Consider the following 26,507-nt stretch of genomic DNA (forward strand, 5'->3'; position numbering starts at 1 on the left):
AGCCACGTTGCCCGCCATGTCTTCCTCTAACGTTAAAACGGTATGCCCTTACTGCGGCGTTGGCTGCGGCATGGTGCTGCACGTCGAGGACGGACAGGTCGTGAAGATTTCCGGCGACAGGGAACATCCGGCCAACTTCGGACGGCTCTGCACGAAGGGGCAATCGGCGCACGTTGCGTTGCGCAAGTCAGGGCGTCTGGAAGGCGCGTTCGTGCGTCACGCGCGCGACCAGGATCCGGCGCCGCTGCCCATGGCGCAGGCGATCAGCAGCACGGCGGCGCGCTTGCGCGGCCTGCTCGACGAACATGGACCGGACGCGCTGTCGTTCTACGTGTCCGGGCAGATGTCGATCGAAGCGCAGTACCTCGTCAACAAGCTCGCCAAGGGTTTCGTCGGCACCAACAATATCGAATCGAACTCGCGTCTGTGCATGGCGAGCGCGGGCAGCGGCTACAAGCTGTCGCTCGGCGCGGACGGCCCGCCGGGCTCGTATGACGATCTCGATCACGCCGACGTGTTCTTCGTGATCGGCGCGAATATGGCCGACTGTCACCCGATTCTGTTCCTGCGGATGATGGATCGCGTGAAGGCCGGCGCGAAACTGATCGTTGTCGATCCGCGCCGCAATACGACCGCCGACAAAGCCGATCTGTTCATGCAGATCAAACCGGGCACCGATCTCGCGTTGCTCAACGGCCTGCTGCATCTGCTGCACGAAAACGGCCAGACGGATACTGCTTTTATCGCCGAGGCCACCGAAGGCTGGGACGCGATGCCCGCGTTTCTGGCGGATTACACGCCTGAGAATGTCGCGCGCATCACGGGCTTGCCCACCGAAGCGATTCGCCGTGCGGCCCAGATGATCGGCACGGCAAATGAGTGGATCAGCTGCTGGACCATGGGCCTGAATCAAAGCACGCACGGTACGTGGCATACCAACGCGATCTGCAACCTGCATCTGGCGACGGGCAAGATCTGCCGGCGCGGCAGCGGGCCGTTTTCGCTAACCGGCCAGCCGAATGCGATGGGCGGCCGCGAAATGGGCTACATGGGTCCGGGTTTGCCGGGCCAGCGGTCGGTGCTGGTGGAGGAAGACCGCGCGTTTATCGAGGCGCTTTGGGAGATTCCACCCGGCACGTTGAAGACCGAAGTCGGCACTGGCACGATCGATATGTTCACGCGCATGGCCGCGGGCGAGATCAAGGCCTGCTGGATCATCTGCACGAATCCGGTGGCGAGCGTCGCGAACCGGCAGAACGCGATTGCCGGTTTGCGCGCGGCGGAGCTGGTGATTTCGCAGGACGCGTTTCTCGACACCGAGACGAATCGCTACGCCGACGTGCTGCTGCCCGGCGCGTTATGGGCCGAAGCGGAAGGCGTGATGATCAACTCGGAGCGCACGCTCACGCTGATGCAAAAGGGCATCGAGCCGCCGGGCGCGGCGTTGCCGGACTGGCAGATCATTGCGCGCGTGGCGTGTGAAATGGGTTTTGCCGAGGCCTTCAGCTATGAGAGCGCCGACGAAGTGTTCGCGGAAATCACGCGGGCGTCGAATCCGAAAACCGGCTACGACCTGCGTGGCGCGAGCCATCGGCGGTTGAAGGAAACACCGTTGCAATGGCCGCTGGCGGCGGACGATTCGAACGCACGCAATCCCGTGCGTTACGTCAACGACGGCGTCAGCCAGACGCTGAAAGCGTTGCCGGACGGCAGCCATCCACGGCTCGCGTTTCCGACCGCCAGCGGACGCGCGATGTTTTTCGCGCGCGCTTATGCGGCGCCGGCCGAAGTACCCGACCGCGAATTTCCGATCGTGCTGAACACCGGCCGTTTGCAGCATCAATGGCACACCATGACCAAGACCGGCAAGGTCGCGATGCTCAACAAGCTGAACCCCGGGCCGTTCGTCGAGATTCATCCCGAGGATGCGGCCACGCTCGGTATCAAGGCCAAAGACCCGGTGGAGATTCGTTCGCGCCGCGGCCGCGCGGTGTTGCCGGCGGTCGTGACCGAACGCGTGAGCGCGGGCCACTGCTTCGCGCCGATGCACTGGAACGACGTGTTCGGCGACGACCTGTGTATCAACGCTGTGACAAGCGATGCAATCGATCCGGTCTCGCAGCAACCCGAACTCAAGTTTTGCGCGGTCGCGTTGAGTGCGGTGCGCGTGGAGGTTGGCGAGTCGGTTTTGAACGATGACGCGGTTAAGTTTGCCGCCGCATCTGCATCTGCGTTGGCGGTGGGCGCGACCGCCACGTCGGTGGATGTTGCAACGGCCAGCGCCGAGGATCTGTCTATGCCGCATATCGAAGCACTCACCCGTTTGTTGCAATTGCCGCCGACGCCCGCGCCGTCGTTCTCCGATGCCGAGCGGACTTATCTGGCGGGTTTCGTCAGTGGCTTGCGCTCGGCGCGGGAGCAGGGCGTTAGTGGAGACAGCAGCGCCGTGCCGGTTTTGCCGATCAGCGCGCCGTTCGATGCAACAAAACGCCTCTACCTGGACGGTTTGCTCGCGGGGCTGTTTAGCCGCAGCGCGCCGCTCGCTGCATCAGAGGCCATGCCCACCTCGCTCGCGCACACGCCCTCAGACACGTCGCAAACATCCGGCGTGCGGATCGCACGCGCACGGCCCAAGGTCACGCTGCTATGGGCCTCGCAAACCGGCAATACCGAATCGCTCACTGAGCGCTACGCCACGCGTCTGATGGAGTCGGGTTTTGAAATCCGCACCTCGTGCATGGCGGATTACGACGTGTCGGCGCTGGCCAAAGCGCAATACGTGTTGCTGATGACGAGCACGTTCGGCGATGGCGATCCCCCCGACAACGCGCAAAGTCTCTGGACGGAATTGGGCACGGACGTAGTTGCGGACGCAGCCACGGACGCCGCGCCCCGTCTCGACGGCGTGCGCTTCGCTGTCCTTGCGCTCGGCGACCGCAACTACGATCAGTTCTGCGGCCACGGTCGCCGTCTCGACGAACAACTCGCGGCCAAAGGCGCGCGGCGACTGATGGAGCGAGTCGATTGCGACAGCGACTATCAGCAAAGCGCCGACGCGTGGCTCGAACGCATCATCGTGCGCATTAAAGAGGAAGATGCCGCGCTACATGCGGTGCCGCCCGGCGGCATGATCAACGCGGTGATCCCCGGCGCCGTGCCGAGCAAAGCGCAGCCGGCCGCGTCGCGGCTCGTCGCGAATCTGCGTCTGAACAAGCAGGGCGCGGCGAAAGACACGCGCTACTTTTCACTCAGCACGAACGAATCCGGCCTCGAATACGAAACGGGCGACGCGCTGGGCGTCTGGCCGAGCAATTGTCCGGAGCTGGTCGATGAATTGATCGGCCTCACCTGCACCAACGCCGACGCGTTGGTGCAGGTGGCGGGCGCGGGCGAGATGCGTCTGGCCGACGCGCTGCACCGGCACTACGAGATCGCACGGCCGAATCCGGATGCGCTCGCGTTGATCGCCGCGCGCAGCGATAACGGCAAGGGCAGCGGTAAAGGCGCGCTGCGCGATCTGCTGACGCCCGAGCGCAAGGCCGATCTAAAGCAATGGTTGTGGGGGCAACAGCTAGCCGACGTGTTGCACGAGTTTCCGGTGAAGCTCACCGCCGCCGAATTGACCGGCATGCTCAAACGCCTGCAACCGCGCCTGTATTCGATCGCCTCGAGTCCGAAAGCGCATCCCCGCGAAGTGCATCTGACGGTTTCCGCCGTGCGTTACAGCAATGGCCGGCGTCATCGCAAAGGCGTGTCGTCGACGTTTCTCGCCGATCGCGCCGGCGACGTCGACGTGCCGGTGTTCGTGCAGAAGTCCGCGCATTTCCGGCCGCCTCACGGCGCGGACACAGCGATGATCATGGTCGGCCCAGGCACCGGCGTCGCACCGTTTCGCGGCTTTCTGCACGAGCGGCGTGCACGTGGCGACAGCGGGCGCAACTGGCTGTTCTTCGGCGAGCAGCATGCGTCGTCCGATTTCTACTATCGCGATGAACTCGAAGCCATGCGCGACGACGGTCTGCTCAACCGGCTCGACGTCGCGTTCTCGCGCGACCAGGCGGACAAGATCTATGTGCAGGACCGCATGCGCGAGCAGGGTGCGCAACTGTGGTCGTGGCTCGAAGACGGTGCGCATTTCTACGTCTGCGGCGACGCCAATCGCATGGCGAAAGACGTCGACGCCGCGTTGAAGGACATCGTCGCGCGACACGGCGGCATGAGCGACGAAAAAGCGCTCGACTACGTGAGCCGCCTCGCGCGCGAAAAGCGCTATGCACGCGACGTTTACTGAAGATTGAGACGGGGTGAAAAGCGGCCCGCCGAGGTCGAAGTTTCAGGTTTCAAAGAGTACGCAGGCGAGCGTCAAACGACGGACCCGGATGGCATGGAGGTTGCATGTCCAGGCCGGTTTTCAACCTTGTCGACCATTCCGGTGCATGGCAAAAAGCACGGCACCACGCAGCGTCATACGTTGCGGCCGGATAGACGAACAATCAGTTTTATGAGGATGTCTGATGAAAAACGTGATGAGCTCCCTCAAGAGCGGGGACTGGCGCGCGCTGGTGGCGTGCTTCCTCTATTTCGACACCGGCTTCACGGTCTGGGTGCTGTACGGACCGCTCGCGCCGTTCATCAGCAAAAGCATTGCGATGACGCCCGCGCAGCAAGGTTTTCTGGTGGCCGTGCCGGTGCTGTCGGCGGCGATTCTGCGCGTGACGCTCGGCAATCTCTATCAGTCCGCGCACGGCAAACGTATCGCGCTGATGGGCGTGCTGTTGTCGGCGGTGCCGACGATCGTGCTGCCGCTCATGGCGTCGGTGCCGTCGTACACGGAGCTGCTGGTGCTGGGCGTGTTCCTCGGGGTCGGCGGTGCGAGTTTCGCGGTGGCGCTGCCGATGGCGGGCAGCAACTATCCGCCGAAGGTGCAGGGACTGGTGCTGGGTCTGGCCGCGGCCGGCAATATCGGCGCGGTGCTCGACGGTTTCCTGTTCCCGCAACTGGCCACGCACTACGGCTGGCAGATGGCCGCCGGCGGCGCGCTGCCCTTGCTCGCGATTGCCGCGATCACGCTGTATTTCTGGGCCAACGACGCGGGCATCAAGTCGGGCAGCGTGCTGCGCGCATTCAGCAGTTTCGCGGTGACGCTGGTGGGGTTGATCGTGCTGGTGCTGCTCGTCGAAGCCGGTCTGTTCGGCGCGGGTAAGACCGGCGTGCTGCTGTTGCCGGTGATCGGCGCGCTGCTGGCTATCGCGGTGCTGCCGAAGCGTTATCGCGCGGTGCTCGGTGAGCGCGATACGTGGGCGATCATGCTGGTGTACAGCATCACGTTCGGCGGTTTCGTCGGCATGTCCTCGTATGTGTCGCTGCTGCTGACTAACCTCTATCAACTGTCGAAGATCGACGCCGGCCTGTTCATGGCGTTGCTCGCCGCGACCGGCGCGATGGTGCGCCCGCTCGGTGGTCTGATCGCCGACAAGGTGTCGGGTGTGCGCGCGCTGACCTTCCTGCTGGCGATCATCTCGCTGTGCGACTTCGTGTTCGCCGCTGCGATGCCGTCGATGGTGGGCGGCATCGCGTTGCTGTTGTGCCTGTACGTGGCCTTCGGTCTCGGCAACGGCGCGACCTTCCAGCTGGTGCCGCATCGCTGGGCGGGGCGTACCGGGTTGATGTCGGGCATTGTCGGCGCGGCGGGCGGGATCGGCGGCTTCTATCTGCCGGTCGTGATGGGCATCGCGAAAGAAAGCACCGGCAGCTATCAGATGGGCTTCGCGACTTTCGGCGCGCTGGCCGCCTGCGCGTTCGTCGCGATCGTCGCGCTGCGCCGTCCGTGGATGGCGTGGTCGATGCAGACCGGCGTAATGCACGCGCACGCCACGGAGTGACGCATCAACCCGGCCATGCCGGCGCGTTCGTTGCCGCGGTTTTACGCGACGAACGCGCCTGCGGCGGGGACTCTCGACATCGTTAAGAAGTGACCATGAGCATTACCGCACAAAGGCTTCACGTTATACCGGCCGATACGGACGTCTCCAGCGAGGTGATGAGTTCGTTGATCAACATGGCCGGACGTCAGCGGATGCTGTCGCAGCGCATTGCGTTGAAGGCGATGCTGGCGTTCCAGCAATTCGACGGCGCGCTCTCCATTGCGCGCGACACCTTGCGCACGTTCGCCGACAGTCACGCGGCGCTGGTGCAAGGTCGCGACGGCTTGCCGGGATTATTCTCACCGGCGCTGCGTGACGCGTTTCATGGCAATGGCCAGGTGGCGCAGAAGATCGCCGACTTTATCGCGCTGGCCACGGCGGCGCTCGATGCGATCGGACGCGCCGCGCCGCAGTCGGAGGACACGCTCGCCGCGTTGATCGGCTCGGTCGATCCGTTGCTCGCGCAACTGCATGGCGTCACGGCCGTGTATGAAGAGGAGAGCCGGCGGATTGCGCGAGCGCAGAAGAAAGAGCAGCAGAATCTGATCGAACGGATCAAGGCGATCGCGAAAGAGGCGCATATCGTCTCCTTCAACGGGCAGATCGTCGCGAGCCGCACGGATGTGACGGGGCGTGAATTCGCGGTCGTGGCCGGCGTGATGACGTCGATTACGAAGGAACTGGAGGCCGTGGTTAGCGCGTTCGTGAAGAAAACCTCGGGCGGTTGAGGTTTTGCTGTCGCGCGTGAGATTTACCGGGTGTGCGCCGCTTTAATGAATTGGCGCATGACGTCCCGCGCGAATCTTCAACTCTTATCGACGATGCCCTCCGCGAGCACAGCGGGCACGCGCGCCGCGAGTTCGTCGATCACGACGCGCATTCGCGACGGCAAATGGCGCGTCTGTTGCCATGCGAGATGCAGATCGATGCGCTGTCCGGGCAATGCCGGCAGCACCTTCACCAGCACGCCGCTCGCCATGGCGTCGGCGATCAGCCAGCACGGCAGACAGGCGATGCCCGTGCCCGCCACGGTAGCGGCAAGAATGGTTTCGAGATCGTCGAAACGCAGGCGGTGCGGAATCACGATGTTCTGCAAGACACCGTATTCATCCGGAAGCTGCCATGCTGCTTCACGCCTGCCACGCGCATAGAAAATGCCTTGATGGCGCTGCAAATCCGCCACCGTGTCAGGTGTGCCGTTTCTGGCCAGATAAGCGGGCGCCGCGCAAAGCGCCATGATCTGTTCGCCGAGCCTGCGCGCCACCAGTCCCGCTGGCGCGCGATTCAATGGCCCGCCGCGCACCACCAGGTCGATGCCTTCTTCGACCAGGTCCATCACGCGATCGGTGAAACTGATCTGCAACTCCAGCTTGGGATAACGCTGCGCCAGTTCCAGCAGAATCGGCGCGACGCAACGTCGCCCGAACAGCACCGGCATGCTGACATGCAGCCTTCCTTGTGGATCCTGACGGCCCGCTGTCAAGGTCGCTTCGCCCGCGTCGAGTTCGGCGAGCGCGCGCACGCAGCGTTCGTAAAACGCGTGACCGTCTTCGGTGAGGCTCTGACTGCGCGTGGTGCGATGAAACAGCCGCGTGCCGAGTTGCTCTTCCAGACGCGCGATGGTCTTGCCCACCGCCGAACGCGACAGATGCATGCGCTCGGCGGCCAGCGCGAAACTGCCGGCTTCGGCGGCGTTGACGAACGCGGCGATGCCGCTCAGACGGTCTCTCATGGAACACGCTCCCTTGGCTCGATGCGCGACGATAGCGGACTGACTGGCGCCAAAAACGCTACAAACTGACGATCAGATACCGCCACTGTAGCGTTTATAGAAACCGTAGACTCTTTTCATCGAAAACGTTCAGGCGGGAGCCGATATGCAAACGATGGGTCAATGGGTCTTACGCGAAGCCGGTGCGCACAATCTGCGGCTGGAAGAAAAGGCAATGCCGACGCCCGGCGCGGGTGAAATCGTGGTGCGGGTCGCGGCGGTGTCGCTGAACTATCGCGACTTGTGGTTTATCGCCGACGAGCAGACGGACACGTCGGCGACGCTGCCGGCTACGCCCGGTTCGGACATGGCCGGCACGGTGGTCGCGACCGGTGCCGGCGTGACGCGTTTCAGCGAGGGCGACGACGTGCTCGGCACGTTCTGGGCGGGTTGGGTGGACGGTGAATGTCCGCCCGACGCGAGTGTGCTCGGCGGCTCGTTGCCGGGCGTGCTGGCGCATTACGTGGTGCTGCACGAATCGTGGGCCGTGCGCGCGCCGCGCTCGCTGAGCGCGGTCGAAGCCAGCACGCTGCCGTGCGCCGGCCTGACCGCGTGGTTCGCGCTGGTGGAGAAGGGCGCGGTCCATGCGGGGCAAACGGTGGTGATGCAAGGCACCGGCGGCGTCGCGTTGTTCGGCGTGCAACTGGCGCGTGCGCATGGCGCGCAGGTGATCGCCACCACGAGCAGCGCCGCCAAGCTGCAGCGCGTGCTGGAACTGGGCGCGACGCATGGCATCGACCGTAACGCCACGCCCGACTGGGAGCGTGTCGCGCGTGAGCTGACCGGCGGGCGCGGCGTCGATCATGTGTTCGAACTGGCGGGCGGCGAGAACCTCGGTGCTTCGTTGCGCGCGTTGCGGCAAGGCGGCCGTATTTCGCTGATCGGCACGCTGGATGGCTACAGCATGTCGCTGCCGAGCATTCCGAGTTTCCTCGGACGGCCGACGATCCAGGGCATCGGCGTTGGCCATCGGCGCGCGCTTGACGACCTGGTGCGCGCGGTCGATGCGCTCGCACTCAAACCGGTGGTCGATACGGTCTATGCATTCGACCAACTGCCGGCCGCGCTCGCGCATCTGGAGCGGGGGGCGTTCGGGAAAGTGGTGGTGAAAGTCGGCGATTGAGTCTCGCGGGCGAACAATGGACGATGCACGTTGCGAACGTGTTCAAAGAATGCGAGCTGTATACGGAACGTGAACATCGGAAAAACCTGAACACGGCGGGGCCTGCTGCCGCCCCGCCGGTTGCCTTCAATTAGAACTTATGCCGCAACGCGACCCGCACGGCCACCTGGGTGCCCGTCGACGACGGCGCCTGCACGCCCGGAATGAATGCGTCGTCGAGAATCGAGTGGGTCGAACTGCCCGCCACCTTCTGATATTCGCCCTGAACGTAGACGTCCGTGCGTCTGGAAAGGTTGTAGTCCGCCATCAGACCGACCGAGTGAATCTTCGGCTTCACGCTGCCTGACGACGCGTCGTAGTTCTCCATGGTGTAGACATACTGTGCCCCGACGAAGAACGCCGGCGTGAACTGGTATTTGCCGTTCACTTCGAAGTTCTGGTACTTCAGCGTATTCAACGTGACGCCGGCCGCAGCCAGCGGAATGCCGATATAGCCGTTGCCGGTCGGGTTCTGGTAGTTCGAGTTGGTGTACGCAAACCCCGCAGTCGCGGAGCCGAACGTGTAGTTGATGCCGCCGCCGAACACGCGCATGCGGCCGGCGATAAAGCTCGCGTCGTTCGCGGTGATCGCGCCGGTGGAGCCCACGCCCGGATTGTCCGCCTGCAGGTAGGCCGCCGCGATCAGCAGCCCGCCGTTCGCGTACTGTCCGCCGAAGCTGTACGCGCGGTTGTTCGCGAAGTTGGTGTCGTTGCTGAAGCTATAGACGCCGCCGAACTGGAAGCCCGCGATATCCGGGCTCGCGTATTTCACGCTATTGCCGAGGCGGAACGAGTTGTCGGTGTTGTCGTTGTCGTACGGATGCGCGAACAGATAGCCGGCCCAGTTGCCGTTGGCCGTGGTCTGCGCGAGGTAATCGACCACCGAGTCGTACTGACGTCCCAGCGTGACCGTGCCGAAACGGTTGTCGCTCAGGCCCACATAGGCCTGGCGGCCGAACATGCGGCCACCCTGGCCCAGACGGCCGGAGCTCACGTCGAAGCCGTTTTCCAACTGGAACACCGCCTTCATGCCGCCGCCCAGGTCTTCCGAACCCTTCATGCCCCAGCGGCTGCCTTGCGCATAACCACTCGCCATTTCCCACACCGCGCCGCGGCCGGCGTTGTTGGTGTAGTCGATCCCCTCGTCGAGCACGCCGTACAGGGTCACGCTGCTTTGCGCGAAAGCCGGCGTCGCCGCCAGCGAGGCGAGCGCCGCGAAGCCGGCGAGGGTGGCGGTAGTGGCCGTGGCCAGGCGGTTCTTTTTCATTGTCGAGCTCCAGACGTTGGTAATGAGCGGCCTTCGGTCCGGGTGGCTGGAACGCCGCCCGCGAGGCCGCTGCTTTTTGGCGAAGCCCGGATTCTGCAATTCGGAATGGGGATCGGCGTATAAGGTCGATCCCTGGATAAACATGATTTTTTCGAATGTTTGTCACGCAAATTATTCGCTTGTGGGTCGCCCTGACGAGGAGAAAAATTCCGTTCATGCAACTTAGGCATGAAGGCGATAGCCGGAGGCCATGCGTTTTGCACCACGCCATTCAGGAGACGACCATGCGAATCGAGCGGAATTTTTCTAACGGACGGTTCAACGAACCCGCCACCGGATCCGCGAGCGACGAACTCATCGCCGTCCATAACCCGGCCACCGGCGCTGTGATCGCCCATGTCACGGCGGCCACGCCGGCCGAGACCCTTGCCTCGGTCGACGCCGCCGCTGCCGCGCAGAAGGGCTGGCGCAAGCTGCCTTCCGCCGAACGCGGCGCTTATCTGCACAAGCTCGCCGACGCGCTGACCGAATGCGCGCCTGCCATTGGCGCGGCGCTCGCGCTGGAGTCGGGCAAGAGTGTCGCCGACGCCACCAACGAAGCCATCTACGCCGGCCAGATCACCCGCTATCACGCCGAATGGGCGCGCCGTATCGAAGGCGAAGTGATTCCGAGCGATACGCCCGACGAAAACCTCGTGCTGCATCGCGAGCCGATCGGCGTGGTGGCCTGCCTGATTCCGTTCAACTATCCGGTCTACACGTTCATGCGCAAGGTGGCGCCCGCGTTGATCGCCGGTAATACGGTGGTGGTGCGTCCGAGCAATAACACGCCGACGTCCGCGTTCGAAATCGCCCGCGCCGTCGAAAAGGCCGGCTTGCCCGCGGGCGTCGTGAACATTCTCGCGATGAATCACGCGACCGCCGAAGCGCTCTGCACGCATCCGAAGGTCGGCATGATCACGCTGACCGGCAGCGTCGGCGCGGGCCGCAAGGTGCTGGATTACTGCAAGGCGAATATCGCCAAGCCGTCGCTCGAACTGGGCGGCAAGACACCGGCGATCATCGAAGCCGACGCCGATCTGGAGAAAGCCGCCCGCGATCTGGTGGCGTCCAAGACCACGCACTGCGGTCAGTTGTGTACGGCGATTGAACGCGTCTACGTGCAGGAAAGCGTGCATGACCGCTTCGTCGCGCTGCTGAAACAGCATATGAGCGCAGTGGAAAGCGGCGACCGCAGCGAACAGCCCGCGCTGATGGGTCCGCTCGTCAACGAAGCCTCGCGCCAGTCGATTCACGCCATGGTGGAACGTGCGGTCGCGGCGGGCGCCACACTCGAAACCGGCGGCACGCTGCCGTCCGGCCCGGGCTTCTTCTATCCGGCCACGTTGCTGACGAATTGCCGTCAGGACATGGAAATCATCCAGGAAGAGACCTTCGGTCCGATCATGCCGGTCGTCAAATACCGCACGCTCGACGAAGCGCTGGAGATGGCGAATGACCACCAGTTCGGTTTGTCGTCGGTGTTGTACACGGAGACCTATCGCGCCGCGATGAAGGTCGCCAACGGCATCGAAGCGGGCGAGCTGTATGTGAACCGCACGCCGGCCGATCCGTATCAGGGCTTCCACGCCGGCTGGAAACGCTCGGGTCTCGGCGGCGACGACGGCAAGCACGGCATGCTCGAATTCACGCAGACCCGTCTCGTGGTCATGAAGTACTGAAGCAGAACCGGCGCGCGCCGCACGCTTCAAGGCACGGCGCGCGTTTTATCCACCCGCAGTTAAATCCATAACAAAACATATTGGAGACCCGGCGGCCGTTCACGCCGGCACGGTGTCTCTAAGGAGCGCTCACGTGTCATCGCAACCCGTTCGTCACGCCGCCTCGCTCGCTTTAAGCGACGCCGAAGCCGCACTGCAAAAGAATAAAACCCAGCGCTATATCCAGCTCATGCTGCTGGTGATCGCCGCCGGCGCGATCTATCCGATTCTCTATCTGCGGCAGGTGTATCAGCCGACGATGCTCGAAGTGTTCCACATCACCGATAGCCAACTGGGTTATCTGTATTCGTCGCTGGGCACGATTTTTCTGGTGAGCTATCTGCCGAGCGGCTGGCTGGCCGACCGTATTGCACCGCGTCTGCTGATCTGCTTTTCGCTGATCGCCACCGGCGTACTGGGCTTGTGGTATTCGACCGCGCCGTCGTTCCCGATGCTGATGCTGATCTTCGGCGGCTGGGGTTTGTCGACCGGTTTGACGTTCTGGGCCGCCGTCATCAAACGCGTGACGATGATTGCCGGCGCGCAGGAGCAGGGCCGTTTCTTCGGTTTGCTCGACGGTGGCCGCGGCCTGATCGAAGCGATGCTCGCGACCATCGCGATCTCGCTGTTCGCGTGGGTGACGCAGACCAAAGGCGAAACGGTCGCGGCCGGTTTCAAGCTGGTCGTTTATATGTACGCGATTTTGTGTATCGCGCTCGGCGTGATTCTGGCGTTGGTCAAAGATCCGCAAGGCGCGGAAGATGCCGCGGCCAATCGCGCATCGCGTCAACGCAGCAACGTGCTGGTCGATCTGAAAACGCTCGCGAAGATTCCCGAGCTGTGGCTGGTCGCGGCCATCGTGTTCTGCGGCTATCAGGTGTTCTGGGCCACCTACAGTTTTTCCGCTTATCTGCACGAAGGCGAGATCGGCCTGACCGTCGTGATGGCCGGCACGATCACCACGCTCAAACTGTGGATGCGGCCGATCGGCGGCATTGGCGGCGGCTTTCTCGGCGACCGTTATTCCAAGGTGTCGGTGCTGGTGATCGCGCTGTTTCTCGCCGCGCTGTCGCTGCTTGGCCTGATGGCCGCGCCGCGTATTTCGAGCCACGTGCTGCTGGTGTTCCTCGTGCTGTTCATCGGCATTCTGACGTACGCGATTCGCGGCCTGTACTGGTCGCTGCTGGACCGCTGCAATATTCCGGTCACCACGATGGGTCTCGCGATCGGCCTGATCTCCGTGCTCGGTTATTCGCCGGACGTGTTCCTGCCGCTGATCAACGGCTATCTGACGCAGACCTTCCCGGGCGTCTTCGGCTATCAACTGTATTTCGGCTATGTGGCCGCCATGGCGGCGCTCGGTGGGTTTGCCGGGCTCGCGCTGAGAAACATGCTTAACAGAAAAGAGGGTGCGTAAATGAAAGTTGTCTCGCTCGAAACGCATATCGTCGCCGTCCCGCCGCCGCATGTGGGCGGCATGTACTGGATCTTCGTCAAGCTCAAGACCGATTGCGGTATTGAAGGCGTCGGCGAAATCTATTCGGCGACGTTTCATCCGAAGGCGATGACCACCATCATCGACGATGTGTTCGGCCGTTATCTGCTCGATAAGGACCCGCATCATATCGAGCGGCTCTGGCGCGAAGCGTATTCGAGCGGGTTCACGCAACGCCCCGATCTGACGATGATGGGCGTAGTCAGCGGCCTCGAAATGGCGTGCTGGGACATTATCGGCAAGGCGGCCAACAAGCCGGTATACGAGCTGCTGGGCGGCATGGTGAATCAGCGTTTGCGCTCGTACACGTATCTGTATCCGAAGAACAGCCGCGGCGAGTACGACTACGACGATCCCGATCTCGCGGCCGAATGCGCGCTCGAGAACGTGAAGCGCGGCTTCACCGCGGTCAAGTTCGATCCGGCGGGTCCGTACACCGCGTATTCGGGCCATCAATTGTCGATGGAAGTGCTGGACCGTTGCGAGACGTTCTGCCGGCGCGTGCGGGAAGCCGTGGGCAGCAAGGCCGATCTGCTGTTCGGCACGCATGGTCAGATGGTGCCGTCGTCGGCGATTCGTCTTGCGAAGCGGCTCGAAAAATACGATCCGCTGTGGTTCGAAGAACCGGTGCCGCCGGGCCAGGAAGGCGCGATGGCGCAAGTCGCGCGGCACACCAGCATTCCGATTGCGGCGGGCGAACGCCTGACCACCAAGTACGAGTTCTTCAAGCTGCTCGAAGCGGGCGCCGCGTCGATTTTGCAACTGAACGTGGCGCGCGTGGGCGGCCTGCTCGAAGCGAAGAAAGTCGCGACGCTGGCCGAGGTGTACTACGCGCAGATCGCACCGCATCTGTACAACGGACCGATCGGCGCGGCGGCCAGTATTCAGCTCGCAACCTGCACGCCGAACTTCCTGATTCAGGAAAGCATCGGCACATGGGACGGTTTCCATGCAGCGGTGTTGAAGAAGCCGATTCAATGGGAAGACGGCTACATCATTCCGTCGCAGGAACCGGGCTTGGGCGTCGAGTTGAACATGGACGTCGTCCGGCAGCACACGCCGTACACCGGCGAGCGTCTGCATCTGCAAATGGCCGCACAACCCGTCGACGTGAAAGACCTCGCGCCGGCCAAGGGTTGAAGTGGATCGGCCCCGGTTGACCGTGGCATCAGTATTCAATGGATTGGGCGCCGTCTGGCGACATAGAGCATGAACTACGATTACATCATCGTCGGCGCGGGTTCGGCGGGCTGCATTCTCGCCAATCGCCTGTCGGCGTCGGGCCAATATTCGGTGCTGCTGCTGGAAGCGGGCGGCAAGGACAGCTCGTTCTGGTTCAAGATTCCGGTGGGTTTCACGAAGACGTATTACAACGAAACCTACAACTGGATGTACTACAGCGAGCCCGAACAGGAACTCGACAACCGGCCGATCTATTGTCCGCGCGGCAAGGTGCAGGGCGGCTCGGGCTCGATCAACGCGATGATCTACGTGCGCGGCCAGCCGCATGATTTCGACGATTGGGCTGCGGCGGGCAACCCGGGCTGGGCGTTTCGCGACGTGCTGCCGGTTTTCCGCAAGCTCGAATCGCATCCGCTCGGCAACACGGAATATCACGGCGCGGACGGCCCGATCCGCATTTCGCCGATGAAAGACGACGTGCACCCGATTTGTCACGTGTTTCTCAAAGGTTGCGACCAGGCCGGTTATCAGCGCAGCGACGACTTCAACGGCGCGAACTTCGAAGGCGCGGGCATCTACGACGTGAATACGCGTAACGGTCAGCGTTCGTCGAGCAGCTTCGAGTATCTGCATCCGGTGCTGACGCGCAAGAACCTGACGGTCGAGCGCGAGGTACTCGTGAGCCGCGTGCTATTCGACGGCAATCAGCGCGCGATCGGCGTGAGCGTCACGCAAAACGGCGCGGCGCGGCAATTCACGGCGAACCGTGAAGTGATTCTGTCGGCGGGCGCGGTCGATTCGCCGAAGCTGCTGCAATTGTCCGGCGTGGGCGACAGCGCGTTGCTCGCGCGGCATCGCATCGCGATGGTCAAGGAACTGCCTGCCGTGGGTCGGAACCTGCAGGACCATCTGTGCGTGAGCTTCTACTACCGCGCGAATATCAAGACGCTGAACGACGAAATGCGGCCGCTGCTCGGCAAGCTGAAACTCGGCTTGCAGTATCTGCTGACGCGCAAGGGGCCGCTGGCGATGAGCGTGAACCAGTCGGGCGGTTTCTTCAAAGGCAACGAGCACCAGACGCAGCCGAATCTGCAGCTCTATTTCAATCCGCTGTCGTATCGCATTCCGAAGAGCAACAAGGCGAGTCTCGAACCGGAACCGTATTCGGGTTTCCTGCTGGCCTTCAATCCGTGCCGTCCGACCAGCCGTGGTTCGATTGAGATCGCGTCGAACCGCGCCGAAGATGCCGCAAAGATTCGCATCAACGCACTCACCACGGAGAAGGATATCGACGAGGTGATTCAGGGTTGCGAGCTGGTGCGCGAGGTGATGTCGGCACCGGCACTGAAGGCGATCACGGTCGAGGAAATCTCGCCGGGGCCGCAGGTGAATACCCGCGAAGGCTTCTTGCAGTACTTCCGCGAGCAGTCGGGTTCGATCTATCACCTGTGTGGTTCGTGCGCGATGGGTGACGATCCGCGCACCTCGGTGGTCGATGCGCGTTTGCGCGTGCACGGCATGGCTGGTCTGCGCGTGGTCGATGCGTCGATTTTTCCGAACATCACGTCCGGCAATATCAATGCGCCGACCATGATGGTCGCGGAAAAGGGCGCGGGGATGATTCTCGAAGACGCGGCGAGCGAAGCCGCGCATCAACCGAAGGCAGCGGAGATGGCTGCGGCGGCTTGATCGCAGATGGTTTGAGTTGAGTTCTTCAACGCAATAAAAAACCGCGCCGATGCGAGAGTATCGGCGCGGTTTTTCTATGTCCGCTCGCGCGGCACTATCGCTATCGTACGGATCACAGCGGGTCGCCCAGCGGCGCCGACTCCGACGAATCGAGCGCCATGCCGCTCAGCCAGATTTCCTGTTGCAGCCAGTCACGAAACAGCGCCACGTGGGGCAGATCGTCTTGTCCCTCGCGCGTGACGAACCAGTACGACTGGTGGCCGTCCACATGGACGTTCAGCACGGGCACGAGCAGGCCTTCGGCGAGTTCGCGACCAATCATGTGACGATCGGCGATTGTGACGCCGAGCCCGTCGATCGCTGCGCGAATGGCGTGGTCGAGCAGATCGAATTCATAGCCACCGCTGGTGTCGACATTGTCGATGCCGGCTGCCTTCAGCCAATGCTGCCAAGTGAGATACCGCTGATCGGCGCTGGCGAGCACATGCAGCAGCGTGAACTGATTCAGGTCGAGCGCCGCGCGGCCTGCCTGGCGCGCGAGCAGACCCGGTGCGCAGACAGCGATGTGCCGTTCGTTCATGAGCAGACGATTGTCGAAACCTTCCCATTCGCCGTTGCCGAAGCGGATTGCGCAGTCGAGCACGCCGGACTCTGCGAGGTTATCGTCGACGCGGGTTGACAGGCTGAGTTCGAGATGCGGATAGGCGTCACGCAGGCGGCCCAGACGCGGCATGAGCCAGCGGCTCGTGAAGGTGGGTGGTGCGTTGATGCGCAGCCGGTTACGGTGGGTTTTATCTTGCAGACTGCGCACCGTGAGTTCGATGCGATCGAACGAGTGTTGCAGCGCCTGCAGGAGGATCCGTCCGGCGGCGGAGAGTTCCAGATGATGATGATGACGTTGCAGTAACGTCTCACCGAGTTGCGTCTCCAACTGCCGGACTTGCCGGCTGACCGCGCTTTGGGTGACGTTGAGCAATTCCGCGGCGCGGGTAAAGCTGCCCGTACGGCCGGCGACTTCGAAGGCTTTGAGCGCGTTCAGCGCGGGCATTTTGCGTTTCAAGGTGATCGACCGGGTACGTGACGCGCGACGGCGCGGTGCCCGGTATTTTAGCTGCCAGCTTGCCCACCCGGCGCGAGGATTAGCGCGACCCAGCCACCGCAGAGCGAGAAACCCAAAAAGCCCCGGAATTGAAGAACGACCGTGGGGCGCGCGCAGCGCCGCCGGAAGAATGACGGCCTTGTCACGAGGGCGGAAGGTGCGAGAACTCAGATTCCAGATGAGCCACTACCATGGGCTGCGCGTGGGAGCCGCTTATGGGCTGGCGGTGTGGGCCCGCTTTCTTTGCTTACTTTCTTTGCGGCGGCAAAGAAAGTGAGTGCTGCCCCGCACAGGGGCAACACTAATAGACCACTGCGACATCAAGGAAAGGCCAACACCCTGCGAAACCAACCAACCGACGTCGCCGACCAGGCAACCCCTTAATCAGCCACCCGCCGATCAGCCAGCGCACTCTGACAATCCCCAAAAACCTGCCGCACAAGCCTGGCTTGGGGATCCAACTCAACCGTATCGAGAATTTCCTCAACCGCATCCCGAGCCCAATCCGCCTCGACAAACCCGGCATGCCGCCTGGCAATCTCAACAGCGGTAGCGGACAACTTGGCGATACTCAGCCAATCCGCCTCCCGCGACCGCCGGTCGAGCCACTTATGCGCGGCCTGCACATGAAACGCCGCGTCGGGCCAATCCTCATTCAGGTAATAAGCGCCAAGACTCCCGCATGTGAGCCAGCACAACAGCTCAAGACGGTCACGTGGACTCAGATGGTGGCGTACATCACTCATGGCGACGCTCGCTGCGGTAATGGGCATGTCAGTGAGAACGGCAACCACCGTCCTCCGCTTTCACTGAACAATATCACGCAGAATTCGCGAGCGGCAAAGTCTGACGTACCCTGGCGCACCTTTCCCATCAGCGCGTCATGCCGCACGCGCCCAAGCGCACGAAACCGACCGCCAGCGCGCGGTTTCGCCGCCCCGACGAACCGCGCGACCCCGCAAATCTAGCGCGTAGCGACGACAAAAAGCCGCGGAAACGGCAGCAACACCGCGCCGTCGTCCAACGCCGGATACGCCCGCGCCATCTCGTCCCGATAGCGCTGCAGGAAAGCCGGCTCTTCGGCCTCGTCGAGTTGGGCCAGAAACGGCCGCAGCGCGCTGCCCTTGAACCACTCGACCACCGCATCCGCGCCGCCCGTCAGTGGATGATGGTAGACGGTGCGCCACACGTCGACCCGCGCGCACAACGGCTTGAGCAGCGAGTAATACCAGGCCGCGCCATGCCGCATGGTGCGTTCGACCCCCGCCAGCTTTGGCGCCCACGGGCCATCGAGCGCGATTTCGCGCAGCAGGCGGTGCGCCGGTTCGTCGAGATTGTCCGGCATCTGCACCGCGAGGCTGCCGCCCGCCGCGAGTTTCGTCACCAGCGACGGGAACAGCCGCTCGTGGTCGGGCACCCATTGCAGCACGGCATTGGCGAGAATCAGATCGTACGGTCCCGGCGCGTCCCACGTGGAAATGTCGACCACGTCGAACTGGAATTGCGGCAGGCGTTTGCGCGCGGCGGCGACCATGTCGGCGGAACTGTCCAGACCGCTGACCGCCGCGCCCGGCAGACGCGCGGCCAGCGCTTCGGTGGAATTGCCGGGCCCGCAGCCGATGTCGACCGCAACCCGCACGTCCGTGGCCGGCACCGCCGCCAGCAGATCCTTGACCGGACGCGTGCGCTCGTTTTCGAATAGCACGTACTGTTTCGCATACCAATCCGTCGTCGATGTCATGTGACGCTCCTTTTGTGTTCGTGGGTGTTTGTGGGTGGTCGTCGGTGGGCGATAGCGGAGTCCGGTCGTCGCCGGTCCCGTGTGGGGTATCTTGAACCGATCCGATACGGCTATTCTCGGCGGCGTCGCACGCAGAGTAAAATGAATTTATCTTCCCGATTCCTTCATTTTTCTAATGAAAATCGACACGCTCGGTGTTCAGGCCTTCGTCGCGATTGCCGATCGCGGCAGCTTTCAAAGCGCGGCCGATTCGCTGCACGTCACGCAAACGGCCATTACGCAGCGTCTGCGTAAGCTCGAAACGTATCTCGGCGTCACGCTGATCGAACGGACCACGCGCTCCATGGCGCTGACGGAAATCGGCCGCAGTTTTCTGCCGCAAGCGCGGCGGCTTCTCGGTGAACTCGCCGACGCGCTGGTTGAAATCCGCGAAACCGGCGTGGCGCGCCGTGGCGATGTATCGATCGCCTGCGTGCCGACCGTCGGCGTGCAGTATTTGCCGCGCATTCTGCAAGCGTATTCCGCGCGCTATCCGCATAACCGCATCAAGATTCTCGATCACGCGTCGTCGGCGGTGGAGGCGGCGGTGCTGCGCCGGGAGGTCGAGTTCGGCATCAATATCGCGCGCGATCATCATCCGGATCTGGCGAGCGTGCCGTTGACCGAAGACCGTTACGTGCTGATTTGCCACCAGGATCATCCGCTCGCGAAGCGGCGGCGCCTCGCGTGGCAGCAGTTGCAGTTGTATCCGCTGATCTTTGCCGGCGAGGTGAGCGGCAACCGCGCGTTGCTGGACGTCGCGCTGGAGACGAGTGAACTGGCGTTGCGCTCGTTTTACGAAGTGCAGCGTAGTTCGACGGCGGTGGGGCTGGTCGCGCAGGGGGTGGGCGCCGCCGTGGTGCCGGCGCTGGCGTTGCAGAAGGGCGCTTATCCGACGGTTCGGACCATCGAGCTCACGCATCCGGTGGTGTCGCGCACGCTGGTTCTCGTCGCGCGTAAAACCGCGCAGTTGTCGCCGGCGGCGCAGGCGTTGTACGACATGATTCTCGAACAGGCGACGCTGAAGGTTTGAAGGCTTGAAGACCTGATGCTTTGAATCAGTGGACTCGCCGCTAATCGCACTGTTCGCGCAAACAGATCGCGGCATGGCTTAAATCGCGTTCGATTGCCCGGCGTACACCGGTGGCGTCGCGCGCGGTCGCGGCGCTCAGGAGTTCGTCGTGGGCGTCGTTGAGCGTGTCGGCAAAGTGCGCGTCGCCAAACAGCAGATTCGAAATCGGACCGACCTGCAGCCACACCGTCTCGATCAACTCAAGCAGCAGCGGCGAGCCGGCCGCGCGGTACAGGATCAGGTGGAATGCTTCGTTGGCGTCGAGATAGCTTTTGGGGTTCGCGGTGCGTAACGCGTCGACCATGTGCGCGTTCAGTTGCGCCAGCGTCGACAGGTCGTGCGACGTGAGATGCGGCACGCCCAGTTCAGCGGCCTGACCTTCGAGAATCAGACGCACACGCAGCACGTCGTCGAATTGCGCCTTGGACAGACGCGGCACCGTGACGCCGCAATTGGGTACGTTGACGAGTGCCGATTCGGCCGCGAGCCGCTGCAGCGCGGCACGCACCGGCATTTCGCCGACGCCGAGTTCAGCCGCCACGTGACGGATCTTGATGCGCTCGCCCGGCACGAAGCGGCCGATGGTTAGCCATTGCCGCAGCGCGTCGTAGGTCTGGTCCTGCAGCGTCTGGTGAAGCGAAGTTTTCATAGAGCGTGTTGCGCGCGCCGTGGAAAGGGTGCGGGAATAGGGCGGCGGTCTAGCGTGGCGGGCCGTTGTGCGGTTTGTGCGTTTCTGTTGCTTCTCGTTCGTCTCGTGTTTCTTGCGCCTGGTGCGCGAGCCTCGTTGCCCGAGGCTGCGCGACTTCGCACGAGGGCATATGCAGCCCGTCTCACACCAATTCGCCAAGGCAATCGTCGAACGCACCGATCAACCGGTCCACGTCTTGCAACGACGTGTCCGGACACACCAGGATCATGTTGTGAAACGGCGTGATCAGCACGCCGCGATTGAGCAGGTAAAGGTGCACGATCTGCTCGAGTTCGGGGTCGAGTTGCCGTCCGGCTTCGGTGCCGTTGCGCGGCGGCTGCGGCATGAACTGGAATTCGCTGCGCGCGCCCACCCGCGTCACGCACCACGCGAGCCCGTGCCGCGCGATCGCATCCCGAAGCCCGCTCTCGATGCGCTCGGCGAGCGCGAACATATGCGCGTAGGCGGCGTCGGTCATCACCTCGGCGAGCGTGGCGCGGATCGCGCTCATGGCCAGCATGTTCGCGGTGAGCGTGGTGCCGATGCCCGAATGGCCCGGCGGCGCGTCACGCTTGGCGCGCTGCGCGCGTTCGGCAAGCTCCGCGCTGAAGCCATACACCGCGCACGGAAAACCGCCGCCCACCGGCTTGCCGAGTACGAACAGGTCCGGTTCGAGCCCGTGCGCTTTCGTATATCCGCCCGGTCCGCAACTGATGGTGTGCGTCTCGTCGATCGCGAGCAGCGTGCCGTAGCGCCGCATCAGCGCCTGCGCCTGCCGCCAGTAGTCCGGCTCGGGCAGCACCATGCCGATGTTGGTCATCGCCGGTTCGGCGAGCACGCAGGCGACGTCGCCGTCTTTCAGCGCGTGTTCCAGCGCGGCGAGATCGTTGAATTCGATCACGCGGGTCGCTTCGAGCAGATCGTGCACCTGGCCGATCAGACTGTCGCGCTGCGCCGGTTTGCCGTCGACGAGGTCGACGAACACGTCGTCCACCGTACCGTGATAGCAGCCGTTGAAAATGACGATCTGCTTGCGTCCGGTCGCCGCGCGCGCCCAGCGCAGCGTGAAGCGGTTGGCGTCGCTCGCGGTCATTGCGAACTGCCAGTAGGGCAGCCCGAAGCGTCGCGCGAGTTCTTCGCCGACCCACGCGGCGTCTTCGCCCGGCAGCATCGTGGTCAGTCCGCGCGCGGCCTGGGCAGCCAACGCGCGCGCCACGGGCGGCGGCGAATGGCCGAACATCGCGCCGGTGTCGCCGAGGCAGAAGTCGGCGTAACGATGGCCGTCCACGTCCGTAAACGATGCGCCACGCGCTTCATCCACGTACAGCGAGAAGGGCGTGGACCAGTCGTTCATCCAGTGCAGCGGCACGCCGAACAGCAGATGGCGCGCCGCGCGTTCGGACAGCGCGCGCGAGGTCGGCATGGCCTCGACGAACGCGCGACGCTCGCGCTGGACAAGTGCCTGCGCCCGTGTCCAGTTGATGCCATGACGGGTATTCAAGGGTGGACTCTTTAATGAGGGGTTCATGCGTGGTCCGCGTTCAGAAGTCAGACATTCAGACGAGCAGTTGCAGATGCTCGCGTTCCCACGCGGTGATGCCTTGCGAGAAGGTCTCGAATTCCTTTTCCTTCACCGAACAATAGGCATGCACGAAACTCTCGCCCAATACATCAGCGAGTTCGGTGCATTTCATCAGCGCCTTGAGCGCGTCTTCCAGGCCGCGCGGCAATTCGTATTCGAGGTCGTACGCGCTTTCGACCATCGGCGCCGAGGCTTCCTGCTGCTCCACCATGCCGAGATAGCCGCAGGCGAGGGTGGCGGCCATGGCCAGATACGGGTTCACGTCGACGCCCGGCACGCGGTTCTCGAGTCGCCTGCCGTCGGCGTCGGAGTTCGGCACGCGGATGCCGCAGGTGCGGTTGTCGTAGCCCCAGCGCACGTTGATCGGCGCGGCGGTGAAGCGCGACAGGCGCCGGTATGAATTCACGTATGGCGCGAACATCGGCATGGCTTGCGGCATGTACTTCTGCAAGCCGCCGATGTAGTTGAAGAACAGCGGACTCGCCGAGCCGTCCGGCTGCGAAAAGATATTCCGCCCGCTTTCACGGTCGACGATGCTCTGATGGATATGCATCGCGCTGCCCGGTTCCTGCTCCATCGGCTTGGCCATGAAGGTGGCGAAAATGCCGTGCCGGTACGCGGTTTCGCGCACCGCGCGTTTGAACAGGAACACGCGGTCGGCGAGATCGAGCGCGTCGCCGTGCGAAAAGTTGATCTCCATCTGGCCGGCGCCGACTTCGTGCACGAGCGTCTCGACGCCGAGCTGCGTCATCTCGCAGAAACGCGACAGATCCTGGAAGAACGGATCGAATTCGTTGACCGCATCGATCGAAAAAGACTGGCGGCCCGCCTCGTGGCGACCCGCGCGGCCGAGCGGCGGGCGCAGCGGTTCGTGCGGATTCTTGTTCTGCGCGATCAGGTAGAACTCCATCTCCGGCGCCACCACCGGCCGCCAGCCGCGCTCCTCGTACAGCTTCAGCACGCGCCGCAAGACCGCGCGGGGCGAGATGCCGATCGGCTGGCCGTCGAGTCCGACGCAATCGTGAATCACCACCGCGACCTGTTCGATCGCCCACGGCACGAGCCGCACCGTGTTCGGATCGGGAATACACACCATGTCGGGATCGCTCGGCCCCACAAAGCGCTCGAAATCCGCGAACTCGCCGTTGACGGTGATCATTAGCAGCGCGTTCGACATGTGCATCTTGCCCTGCGCGAGGAACAGGTTCTTCGGCACGATCTTGCCGCGCGCGACGCCCGTCATGTCCGGCATCACGCATTCCACTTCATGGATTCGGTGATGCTCCAGAAATTCGCGCAGATCGTCGCGTAGGTCGCTTGGCAAGATGGACTCCAGTCGGTTGATGAAGGCGGCGCGTCGCGCTGCCGGGTCGGAAGCTGGGTTGTTTTGCATTGTGAGATTTGATCAAATAATCGCATGGTTTTTGGGTTTTGGGTGGGTTGGGGCGATCAAAATGGTGTGTGTCTGGCGTTGAGTTGCTTTGAGTTGGGGTGAGTTTCGCTGGCCTGGTGGGGCGCTGGCGAACTGTCCATGTTGTTGATGGCACTTCGCCGCTACGCTTTGAACTATGCTAAAAATACTCGGCAAGACCTCATCGATTAATGTCCGCAAGGTGCTGTGGACTTGCGCCGAACTCGGTTTGGCGTTCGAGCAGGAAGACTGGGGCGCCGGCTTTCGCGCCACCGATACGCCGGAATTTCTCGCGCTGAACCCCAATGCAATGGTCCCCGTGATCAGAGACGGTGAATTCGTGCTGTGGGAATCGAATTCGATCATCCGTTACCTTGCCGGCCGTTATCACGGCGAGTCGCTCTACCCAACCGATCCCTGCGCCCGCGCACGATGCGATCAATGGATCGACTGGCAGGCGAGCGAACTGAACCGCGCGTGGAGCTACGCGTTTCTGGCGCTCGTCAGGCAGTCGCCGCTCCATCAGGACCCACGGCAGATCGAACTGTCGCGCGCGAACTGGGCGCGGCAGATGGGACTCGTGGACCAGCAACTGGCGCGAACGGATGGGTTTATCGCGGGGACTTCGTTTTCGCTCGCCGACGTTCCGATTGCGCTGTCGATCAACCGCTGGCTGGAGACGCCGCTGCGGCATGACGATTTCCCCGCGGTCACGGCCTATCTGGCGCGCCTCGCCACGCGTGACGGCTACCGCAAGTATTGCCGTAACGGCACGCCGTGAGGCTCGCAATGCGTTGTACGCCGCGGACGGCTTTCTTTCTGTCTCTTCCTCTCTTTCGGAACCTGAGCGCAGGTCCCGGTACGTTTCGTCGTAGCGGCGTGGTACTTTGCGCCGCTTACAAAAACCCAATGTAATGCTTGCGAAATCCTCTTTGGGTCGGGCATCTGCGCGGGATGACCCGGCTCGCCTACAATGGCCGTTTTTGCGACACAGCCTGAAGGTTCAACGATGCGTGTATCAACATTGGCGCTGGCACTGCTGACAGCGTGTTTCACTCTCAACGCGAACGCCGAGATGACGGCCGCCCAGTACCGGAAATGGGCTCACACGGATAACAACTCGGTCTACGCGGCCTACATTACCGGCACGATCAACGCGCTGGGTTGGGCGAACGGCGATCTGGTCGCGAAGAAACGCGCGCCGCTCTTTTGTCCGCCGACCGACCTTGCCATCGGCAACCAGAACGTCTATCCGCTGCTCGACGAGTTCTTCACCAACCATCCCAGTATTTCGGATGATTTTCCGGTCGGCCTTGCGATCCTTCGTTCACTGCAGGCGGCGTTTCCCTGCTGATGGCTAAGCGCTGCGGGCGTCGGCTGGAATGCTGCTTGATGGCTTGATGGTGCTTCATCGTGGTCTTCCGTGTTCGTCGCGTTGCCGTGGTTTGCGCTTGAGGCGCAGGCGTCCCGTTGGTTCGAAGTACGTGCCGAAGCGCACGAGCCTGGTCTTCCTCAGATGACAGGTCATCACGTAACGCACCGTGATGCCCGGATCAGCGTCCTCGTCGAGATTGTTATCGTCGATTTCTATGTCGATCGAGCCGATTCTCGGTTCGTAAGCGAGCAGCGTGGCTTCCATCTGTTGCTTGAGAAGATGCGCGGAAGCCGGCAGTGCCTTATAGATATTCGTCAGATCGGGCAGCCCGAAACTCGGCACGTGCTTGAGCGATCCGGCTCGTGTATTCAGAATCCGCTCGACATTACGCATGACGCTCATGACTTCCAGCGTCGGGGCACTGTGCGCGCTGAGCGGTTCGCCGCCGATGTGTCCAAGCAGCATGTCGTATAGGGATGGACCGGTTGGCATGGTGTGCGTACTCAGGCGTTTGCTGAACTGAAGCGTGAATGAAAAGATCGGCGTGCGAAGCGGACGGGTGATCGGATTGTGGCTGTTGGATTGCGGTTGATCGAACCGATAACCCGTCTGACGATCGCGGCGTCACGAGCGTTCGTTCCAGGTGTCCTTGTGGATGATGTTCCCGTCCTTGTACGACCAGGTGATCGTTTCGTAGCGCAGTTCGACGTCTTCGAGATGGTTGTGTTTCTCGTACGCCGGATTCTTGATGTCGAGCATCTTCGGACTCACTGCGACCACCTTCACGTTGTCGAGTCGGGTGTTGAAATACTCCTTTTCCTTGCCCGCGTCGTCGATTCGATACCATTTGATTTCGATAGACTTCAGCGTCTGACCGCTCGTCACAGCTTTATAGAAGTACGGCGTTGACGCGTCGGTTTCCTTCGTCAAGGTGATAGGTTTGTGCACGCGCGTGCCGGTCAGCTTGCCGGTATTCGAATCGGTCGGGATGCTCACGCCGTGGTCGAAGGCCACGATTTCGACACTACCCTCGCGTCCCTGCACGGTCACCGAACCTTTGATGTCGGCGCCACCATCGTCCTTGATCCACATGTATGCGGGAATTGCCATTGCGTGACTCCTTTTCTATGACTGTGTGTGAACACTGCCCGATCGGTCCAAGCCTTCCAATCCTGAAGCAGCATGCTTCGGGCGATAAAACATCCAGAAGCAGTGTGCTTCGGGCGCTAAAAACGATGAGCGTTATGCGT

Annotated in this window: 21 protein-coding genes; 11 read left to right on the forward strand and 10 right to left on the reverse strand. The window is 62.7% G+C overall.

Going from position 1 to position 26,507, the window contains the following annotated elements; translation table 11 throughout:
- Positions 1-16 precede the first annotated feature (16 nt).
- The 3 genes from HWY05_RS10015 (at position 17) to HWY05_RS10025 (ending at position 6,652) form a co-directional block, all read left to right on the forward strand.
- Positions 17-4,291 carry a bifunctional nitrate reductase/sulfite reductase flavoprotein subunit alpha gene (locus tag HWY05_RS10015; RefSeq protein ID WP_176058200.1) on the forward strand — a complete coding sequence of 1,425 codons (4,275 nt, stop codon included), beginning with the start codon at positions 17-19 and terminating at the stop codon, positions 4,289-4,291.
- Positions 4,292-4,514: 223 nt separating this feature from the next.
- Positions 4,515-5,882 (forward strand): MFS transporter, encoded by a 1,368-nt coding sequence (locus HWY05_RS10020; protein WP_035550142.1) that lies wholly within the window; start codon positions 4,515-4,517, stop codon positions 5,880-5,882.
- A 95-nt stretch (positions 5,883-5,977) separates the two neighbouring features.
- Positions 5,978-6,652 (forward strand): type IV pili methyl-accepting chemotaxis transducer N-terminal domain-containing protein, encoded by a 675-nt coding sequence (locus tag HWY05_RS10025; RefSeq protein ID WP_035550138.1) that lies wholly within the window; start codon positions 5,978-5,980, stop codon positions 6,650-6,652.
- A 77-nt stretch (positions 6,653-6,729) separates the two neighbouring features.
- On the opposite strand, the gene HWY05_RS10030 is transcribed toward HWY05_RS10025, so the two are convergent.
- The gene (locus tag HWY05_RS10030) at positions 6,730-7,656 is read right to left on the reverse strand and encodes a LysR family transcriptional regulator (RefSeq protein ID WP_176058201.1); all 927 of its coding nucleotides are present in this window, start codon (positions 7,654-7,656) and stop codon (positions 6,730-6,732) included.
- A gap of 145 nt (positions 7,657-7,801) precedes the next feature.
- On the opposite strand from HWY05_RS10030, the gene HWY05_RS10035 reads away from it, so the two are divergent.
- The gene (locus HWY05_RS10035) at positions 7,802-8,818 is read left to right on the forward strand and encodes an NAD(P)-dependent alcohol dehydrogenase (protein WP_176058202.1); all 1,017 of its coding nucleotides are present in this window, start codon (positions 7,802-7,804) and stop codon (positions 8,816-8,818) included.
- Between the two features lie 130 nt (positions 8,819-8,948).
- On the opposite strand, the gene HWY05_RS10040 is transcribed toward HWY05_RS10035, so the two are convergent.
- Complete coding sequence (locus HWY05_RS10040; protein WP_176058203.1) at positions 8,949-10,124, reverse strand: porin; 1,176 nt, start codon at positions 10,122-10,124, stop codon at positions 8,949-8,951.
- 284 nt (positions 10,125-10,408) lie between these two features.
- Between HWY05_RS10040 and aldA the strand changes: the two genes are divergently transcribed.
- From aldA to HWY05_RS10060, 4 genes are all read left to right on the forward strand, one after another.
- The gene (aldA, locus tag HWY05_RS10045) at positions 10,409-11,845 is read left to right on the forward strand and encodes an aldehyde dehydrogenase (RefSeq protein ID WP_176058204.1); all 1,437 of its coding nucleotides are present in this window, start codon (positions 10,409-10,411) and stop codon (positions 11,843-11,845) included.
- Between the two features lie 193 nt (positions 11,846-12,038).
- Entirely contained in the window at positions 12,039-13,301 is a 1,263-nt protein-coding gene (locus HWY05_RS10050; protein ID WP_231585112.1) for an MFS transporter, read from the forward strand.
- Complete coding sequence (locus tag HWY05_RS10055; RefSeq protein WP_176058205.1) at positions 13,302-14,519, forward strand: mandelate racemase/muconate lactonizing enzyme family protein; 1,218 nt, start codon at positions 13,302-13,304, stop codon at positions 14,517-14,519. It begins immediately after the preceding gene.
- A gap of 69 nt (positions 14,520-14,588) precedes the next feature.
- Positions 14,589-16,250 carry a GMC family oxidoreductase N-terminal domain-containing protein gene (locus HWY05_RS10060; RefSeq protein ID WP_176058206.1) on the forward strand — a complete coding sequence of 554 codons (1,662 nt, stop codon included), beginning with the start codon at positions 14,589-14,591 and terminating at the stop codon, positions 16,248-16,250.
- Between the two features lie 112 nt (positions 16,251-16,362).
- Here HWY05_RS10060 and HWY05_RS10065 read toward each other — a convergent pair whose 3' ends face one another.
- The 3 genes from HWY05_RS10065 to tam all read right to left on the reverse strand — a co-directional run bounded on the left by HWY05_RS10065 (position 16,363) and on the right by tam (position 19,090).
- A complete protein-coding gene (locus HWY05_RS10065; protein ID WP_035550115.1) occupies positions 16,363-17,298 on the reverse strand; it encodes a LysR substrate-binding domain-containing protein in 936 nt (311 codons plus the stop codon).
- Positions 17,299-17,729: 431 nt separating this feature from the next.
- The gene (locus tag HWY05_RS10070) at positions 17,730-18,095 is read right to left on the reverse strand and encodes a hypothetical protein (protein WP_035561788.1); all 366 of its coding nucleotides are present in this window, start codon (positions 18,093-18,095) and stop codon (positions 17,730-17,732) included.
- Positions 18,096-18,313: 218 nt separating this feature from the next.
- On the reverse strand, positions 18,314-19,090 hold the full coding sequence (gene tam, locus HWY05_RS10075) for a trans-aconitate 2-methyltransferase (RefSeq protein ID WP_176058207.1): 777 nt from the start codon (positions 19,088-19,090) through the stop codon (positions 18,314-18,316).
- Between the two features lie 175 nt (positions 19,091-19,265).
- Between tam and HWY05_RS10080 the strand changes: the two genes are divergently transcribed.
- The gene (locus HWY05_RS10080; protein WP_176058208.1) at positions 19,266-20,162 is read left to right on the forward strand and encodes a LysR family transcriptional regulator; all 897 of its coding nucleotides are present in this window, start codon (positions 19,266-19,268) and stop codon (positions 20,160-20,162) included.
- 40 nt (positions 20,163-20,202) lie between these two features.
- On the opposite strand, the gene HWY05_RS10085 is transcribed toward HWY05_RS10080, so the two are convergent.
- From HWY05_RS10085 to HWY05_RS10095, 3 genes are all read right to left on the reverse strand, one after another.
- Positions 20,203-20,850, reverse strand: a complete 648-nt coding sequence (locus HWY05_RS10085; protein WP_035550107.1) for a GntR family transcriptional regulator — start codon at positions 20,848-20,850, stop codon at positions 20,203-20,205.
- A 181-nt stretch (positions 20,851-21,031) separates the two neighbouring features.
- Positions 21,032-22,390: an aspartate aminotransferase family protein gene (locus tag HWY05_RS10090; RefSeq protein ID WP_176058209.1), complete on the reverse strand. Its 1,359-nt coding sequence runs from the start codon at positions 22,388-22,390 to the stop codon at positions 21,032-21,034.
- 55 nt (positions 22,391-22,445) lie between these two features.
- Positions 22,446-23,723 carry a glutamine synthetase family protein gene (locus HWY05_RS10095; RefSeq protein ID WP_176058446.1) on the reverse strand — a complete coding sequence of 426 codons (1,278 nt, stop codon included), beginning with the start codon at positions 23,721-23,723 and terminating at the stop codon, positions 22,446-22,448.
- A gap of 316 nt (positions 23,724-24,039) precedes the next feature.
- On the opposite strand from HWY05_RS10095, the gene HWY05_RS10100 reads away from it, so the two are divergent.
- Together HWY05_RS10100 and HWY05_RS10105 are read left to right on the forward strand one after the other, a co-directional pair.
- Positions 24,040-24,663, forward strand: coding sequence for a glutathione S-transferase family protein (locus HWY05_RS10100; protein WP_176058210.1), 624 nt, complete (start codon positions 24,040-24,042; stop codon positions 24,661-24,663).
- Positions 24,664-24,855: 192 nt separating this feature from the next.
- On the forward strand, positions 24,856-25,236 hold the full coding sequence (locus HWY05_RS10105; RefSeq protein ID WP_231584915.1) for a hypothetical protein: 381 nt from the start codon (positions 24,856-24,858) through the stop codon (positions 25,234-25,236).
- Positions 25,237-25,290: 54 nt separating this feature from the next.
- Here HWY05_RS10105 and tssE read toward each other — a convergent pair whose 3' ends face one another.
- Positions 25,291-25,749 carry a type VI secretion system baseplate subunit TssE gene (gene tssE, locus HWY05_RS10110; RefSeq protein ID WP_176058211.1) on the reverse strand — a complete coding sequence of 153 codons (459 nt, stop codon included), beginning with the start codon at positions 25,747-25,749 and terminating at the stop codon, positions 25,291-25,293.
- Between the two features lie 132 nt (positions 25,750-25,881).
- Entirely contained in the window at positions 25,882-26,367 is a 486-nt protein-coding gene (locus HWY05_RS10115; protein ID WP_035550093.1) for an Hcp family type VI secretion system effector, read from the reverse strand.
- Positions 26,368-26,507 lie beyond the last annotated feature (140 nt).

It is taken from the genome of Paraburkholderia sp. BCC1876, from assembly GCF_902833695.1.
GTDB lineage: Bacteria > Pseudomonadota > Gammaproteobacteria > Burkholderiales > Burkholderiaceae > Paraburkholderia.

Bases quoted from the DNA above. Each gene is read 5' to 3' on its own strand.
- HWY05_RS10015 (WP_176058200.1), top strand. From the start codon at position 17: ATGTCTTCCTCTAACGTTAAAACGGTATGCCCTTACTGCGGCGTTGGC.
- HWY05_RS10020 (WP_035550142.1), top strand. From the start codon at position 4,515: ATGAAAAACGTGATGAGCTCCCTCAAGAGCGGGGACTGGCGCGCGCTG.
- HWY05_RS10025 (WP_035550138.1), top strand. From the start codon at position 5,978: ATGAGCATTACCGCACAAAGGCTTCACGTTATACCGGCCGATACGGAC.
- HWY05_RS10030 (WP_176058201.1), bottom strand. From the start codon at position 7,656: ATGAGAGACCGTCTGAGCGGCATCGCCGCGTTCGTCAACGCCGCCGAA.
- HWY05_RS10035 (WP_176058202.1), top strand. From the start codon at position 7,802: ATGCAAACGATGGGTCAATGGGTCTTACGCGAAGCCGGTGCGCACAAT.
- HWY05_RS10040 (WP_176058203.1), bottom strand. From the start codon at position 10,124: ATGAAAAAGAACCGCCTGGCCACGGCCACTACCGCCACCCTCGCCGGC.
- aldA (WP_176058204.1), top strand. From the start codon at position 10,409: ATGCGAATCGAGCGGAATTTTTCTAACGGACGGTTCAACGAACCCGCC.
- HWY05_RS10055 (WP_176058205.1), top strand. From the start codon at position 13,302: ATGAAAGTTGTCTCGCTCGAAACGCATATCGTCGCCGTCCCGCCGCCG.
- HWY05_RS10060 (WP_176058206.1), top strand. From the start codon at position 14,589: ATGAACTACGATTACATCATCGTCGGCGCGGGTTCGGCGGGCTGCATT.
- HWY05_RS10065 (WP_035550115.1), bottom strand. From the start codon at position 17,298: ATGCCCGCGCTGAACGCGCTCAAAGCCTTCGAAGTCGCCGGCCGTACG.
- HWY05_RS10070 (WP_035561788.1), bottom strand. From the start codon at position 18,095: ATGAGTGATGTACGCCACCATCTGAGTCCACGTGACCGTCTTGAGCTG.
- tam (WP_176058207.1), bottom strand. From the start codon at position 19,090: ATGACATCGACGACGGATTGGTATGCGAAACAGTACGTGCTATTCGAA.
- HWY05_RS10080 (WP_176058208.1), top strand. From the start codon at position 19,266: ATGAAAATCGACACGCTCGGTGTTCAGGCCTTCGTCGCGATTGCCGAT.
- HWY05_RS10085 (WP_035550107.1), bottom strand. From the start codon at position 20,850: ATGAAAACTTCGCTTCACCAGACGCTGCAGGACCAGACCTACGACGCG.
- HWY05_RS10095 (WP_176058446.1), bottom strand. From the start codon at position 23,723: ATGCCGGACATGACGGGCGTCGCGCGCGGCAAGATCGTGCCGAAGAAC.
- HWY05_RS10100 (WP_176058210.1), top strand. From the start codon at position 24,040: ATGCTAAAAATACTCGGCAAGACCTCATCGATTAATGTCCGCAAGGTG.
- HWY05_RS10105 (WP_231584915.1), top strand. From the start codon at position 24,856: ATGGCCGTTTTTGCGACACAGCCTGAAGGTTCAACGATGCGTGTATCA.
- tssE (WP_176058211.1), bottom strand. From the start codon at position 25,749: ATGCCAACCGGTCCATCCCTATACGACATGCTGCTTGGACACATCGGC.
- HWY05_RS10115 (WP_035550093.1), bottom strand. From the start codon at position 26,367: ATGGCAATTCCCGCATACATGTGGATCAAGGACGATGGTGGCGCCGAC.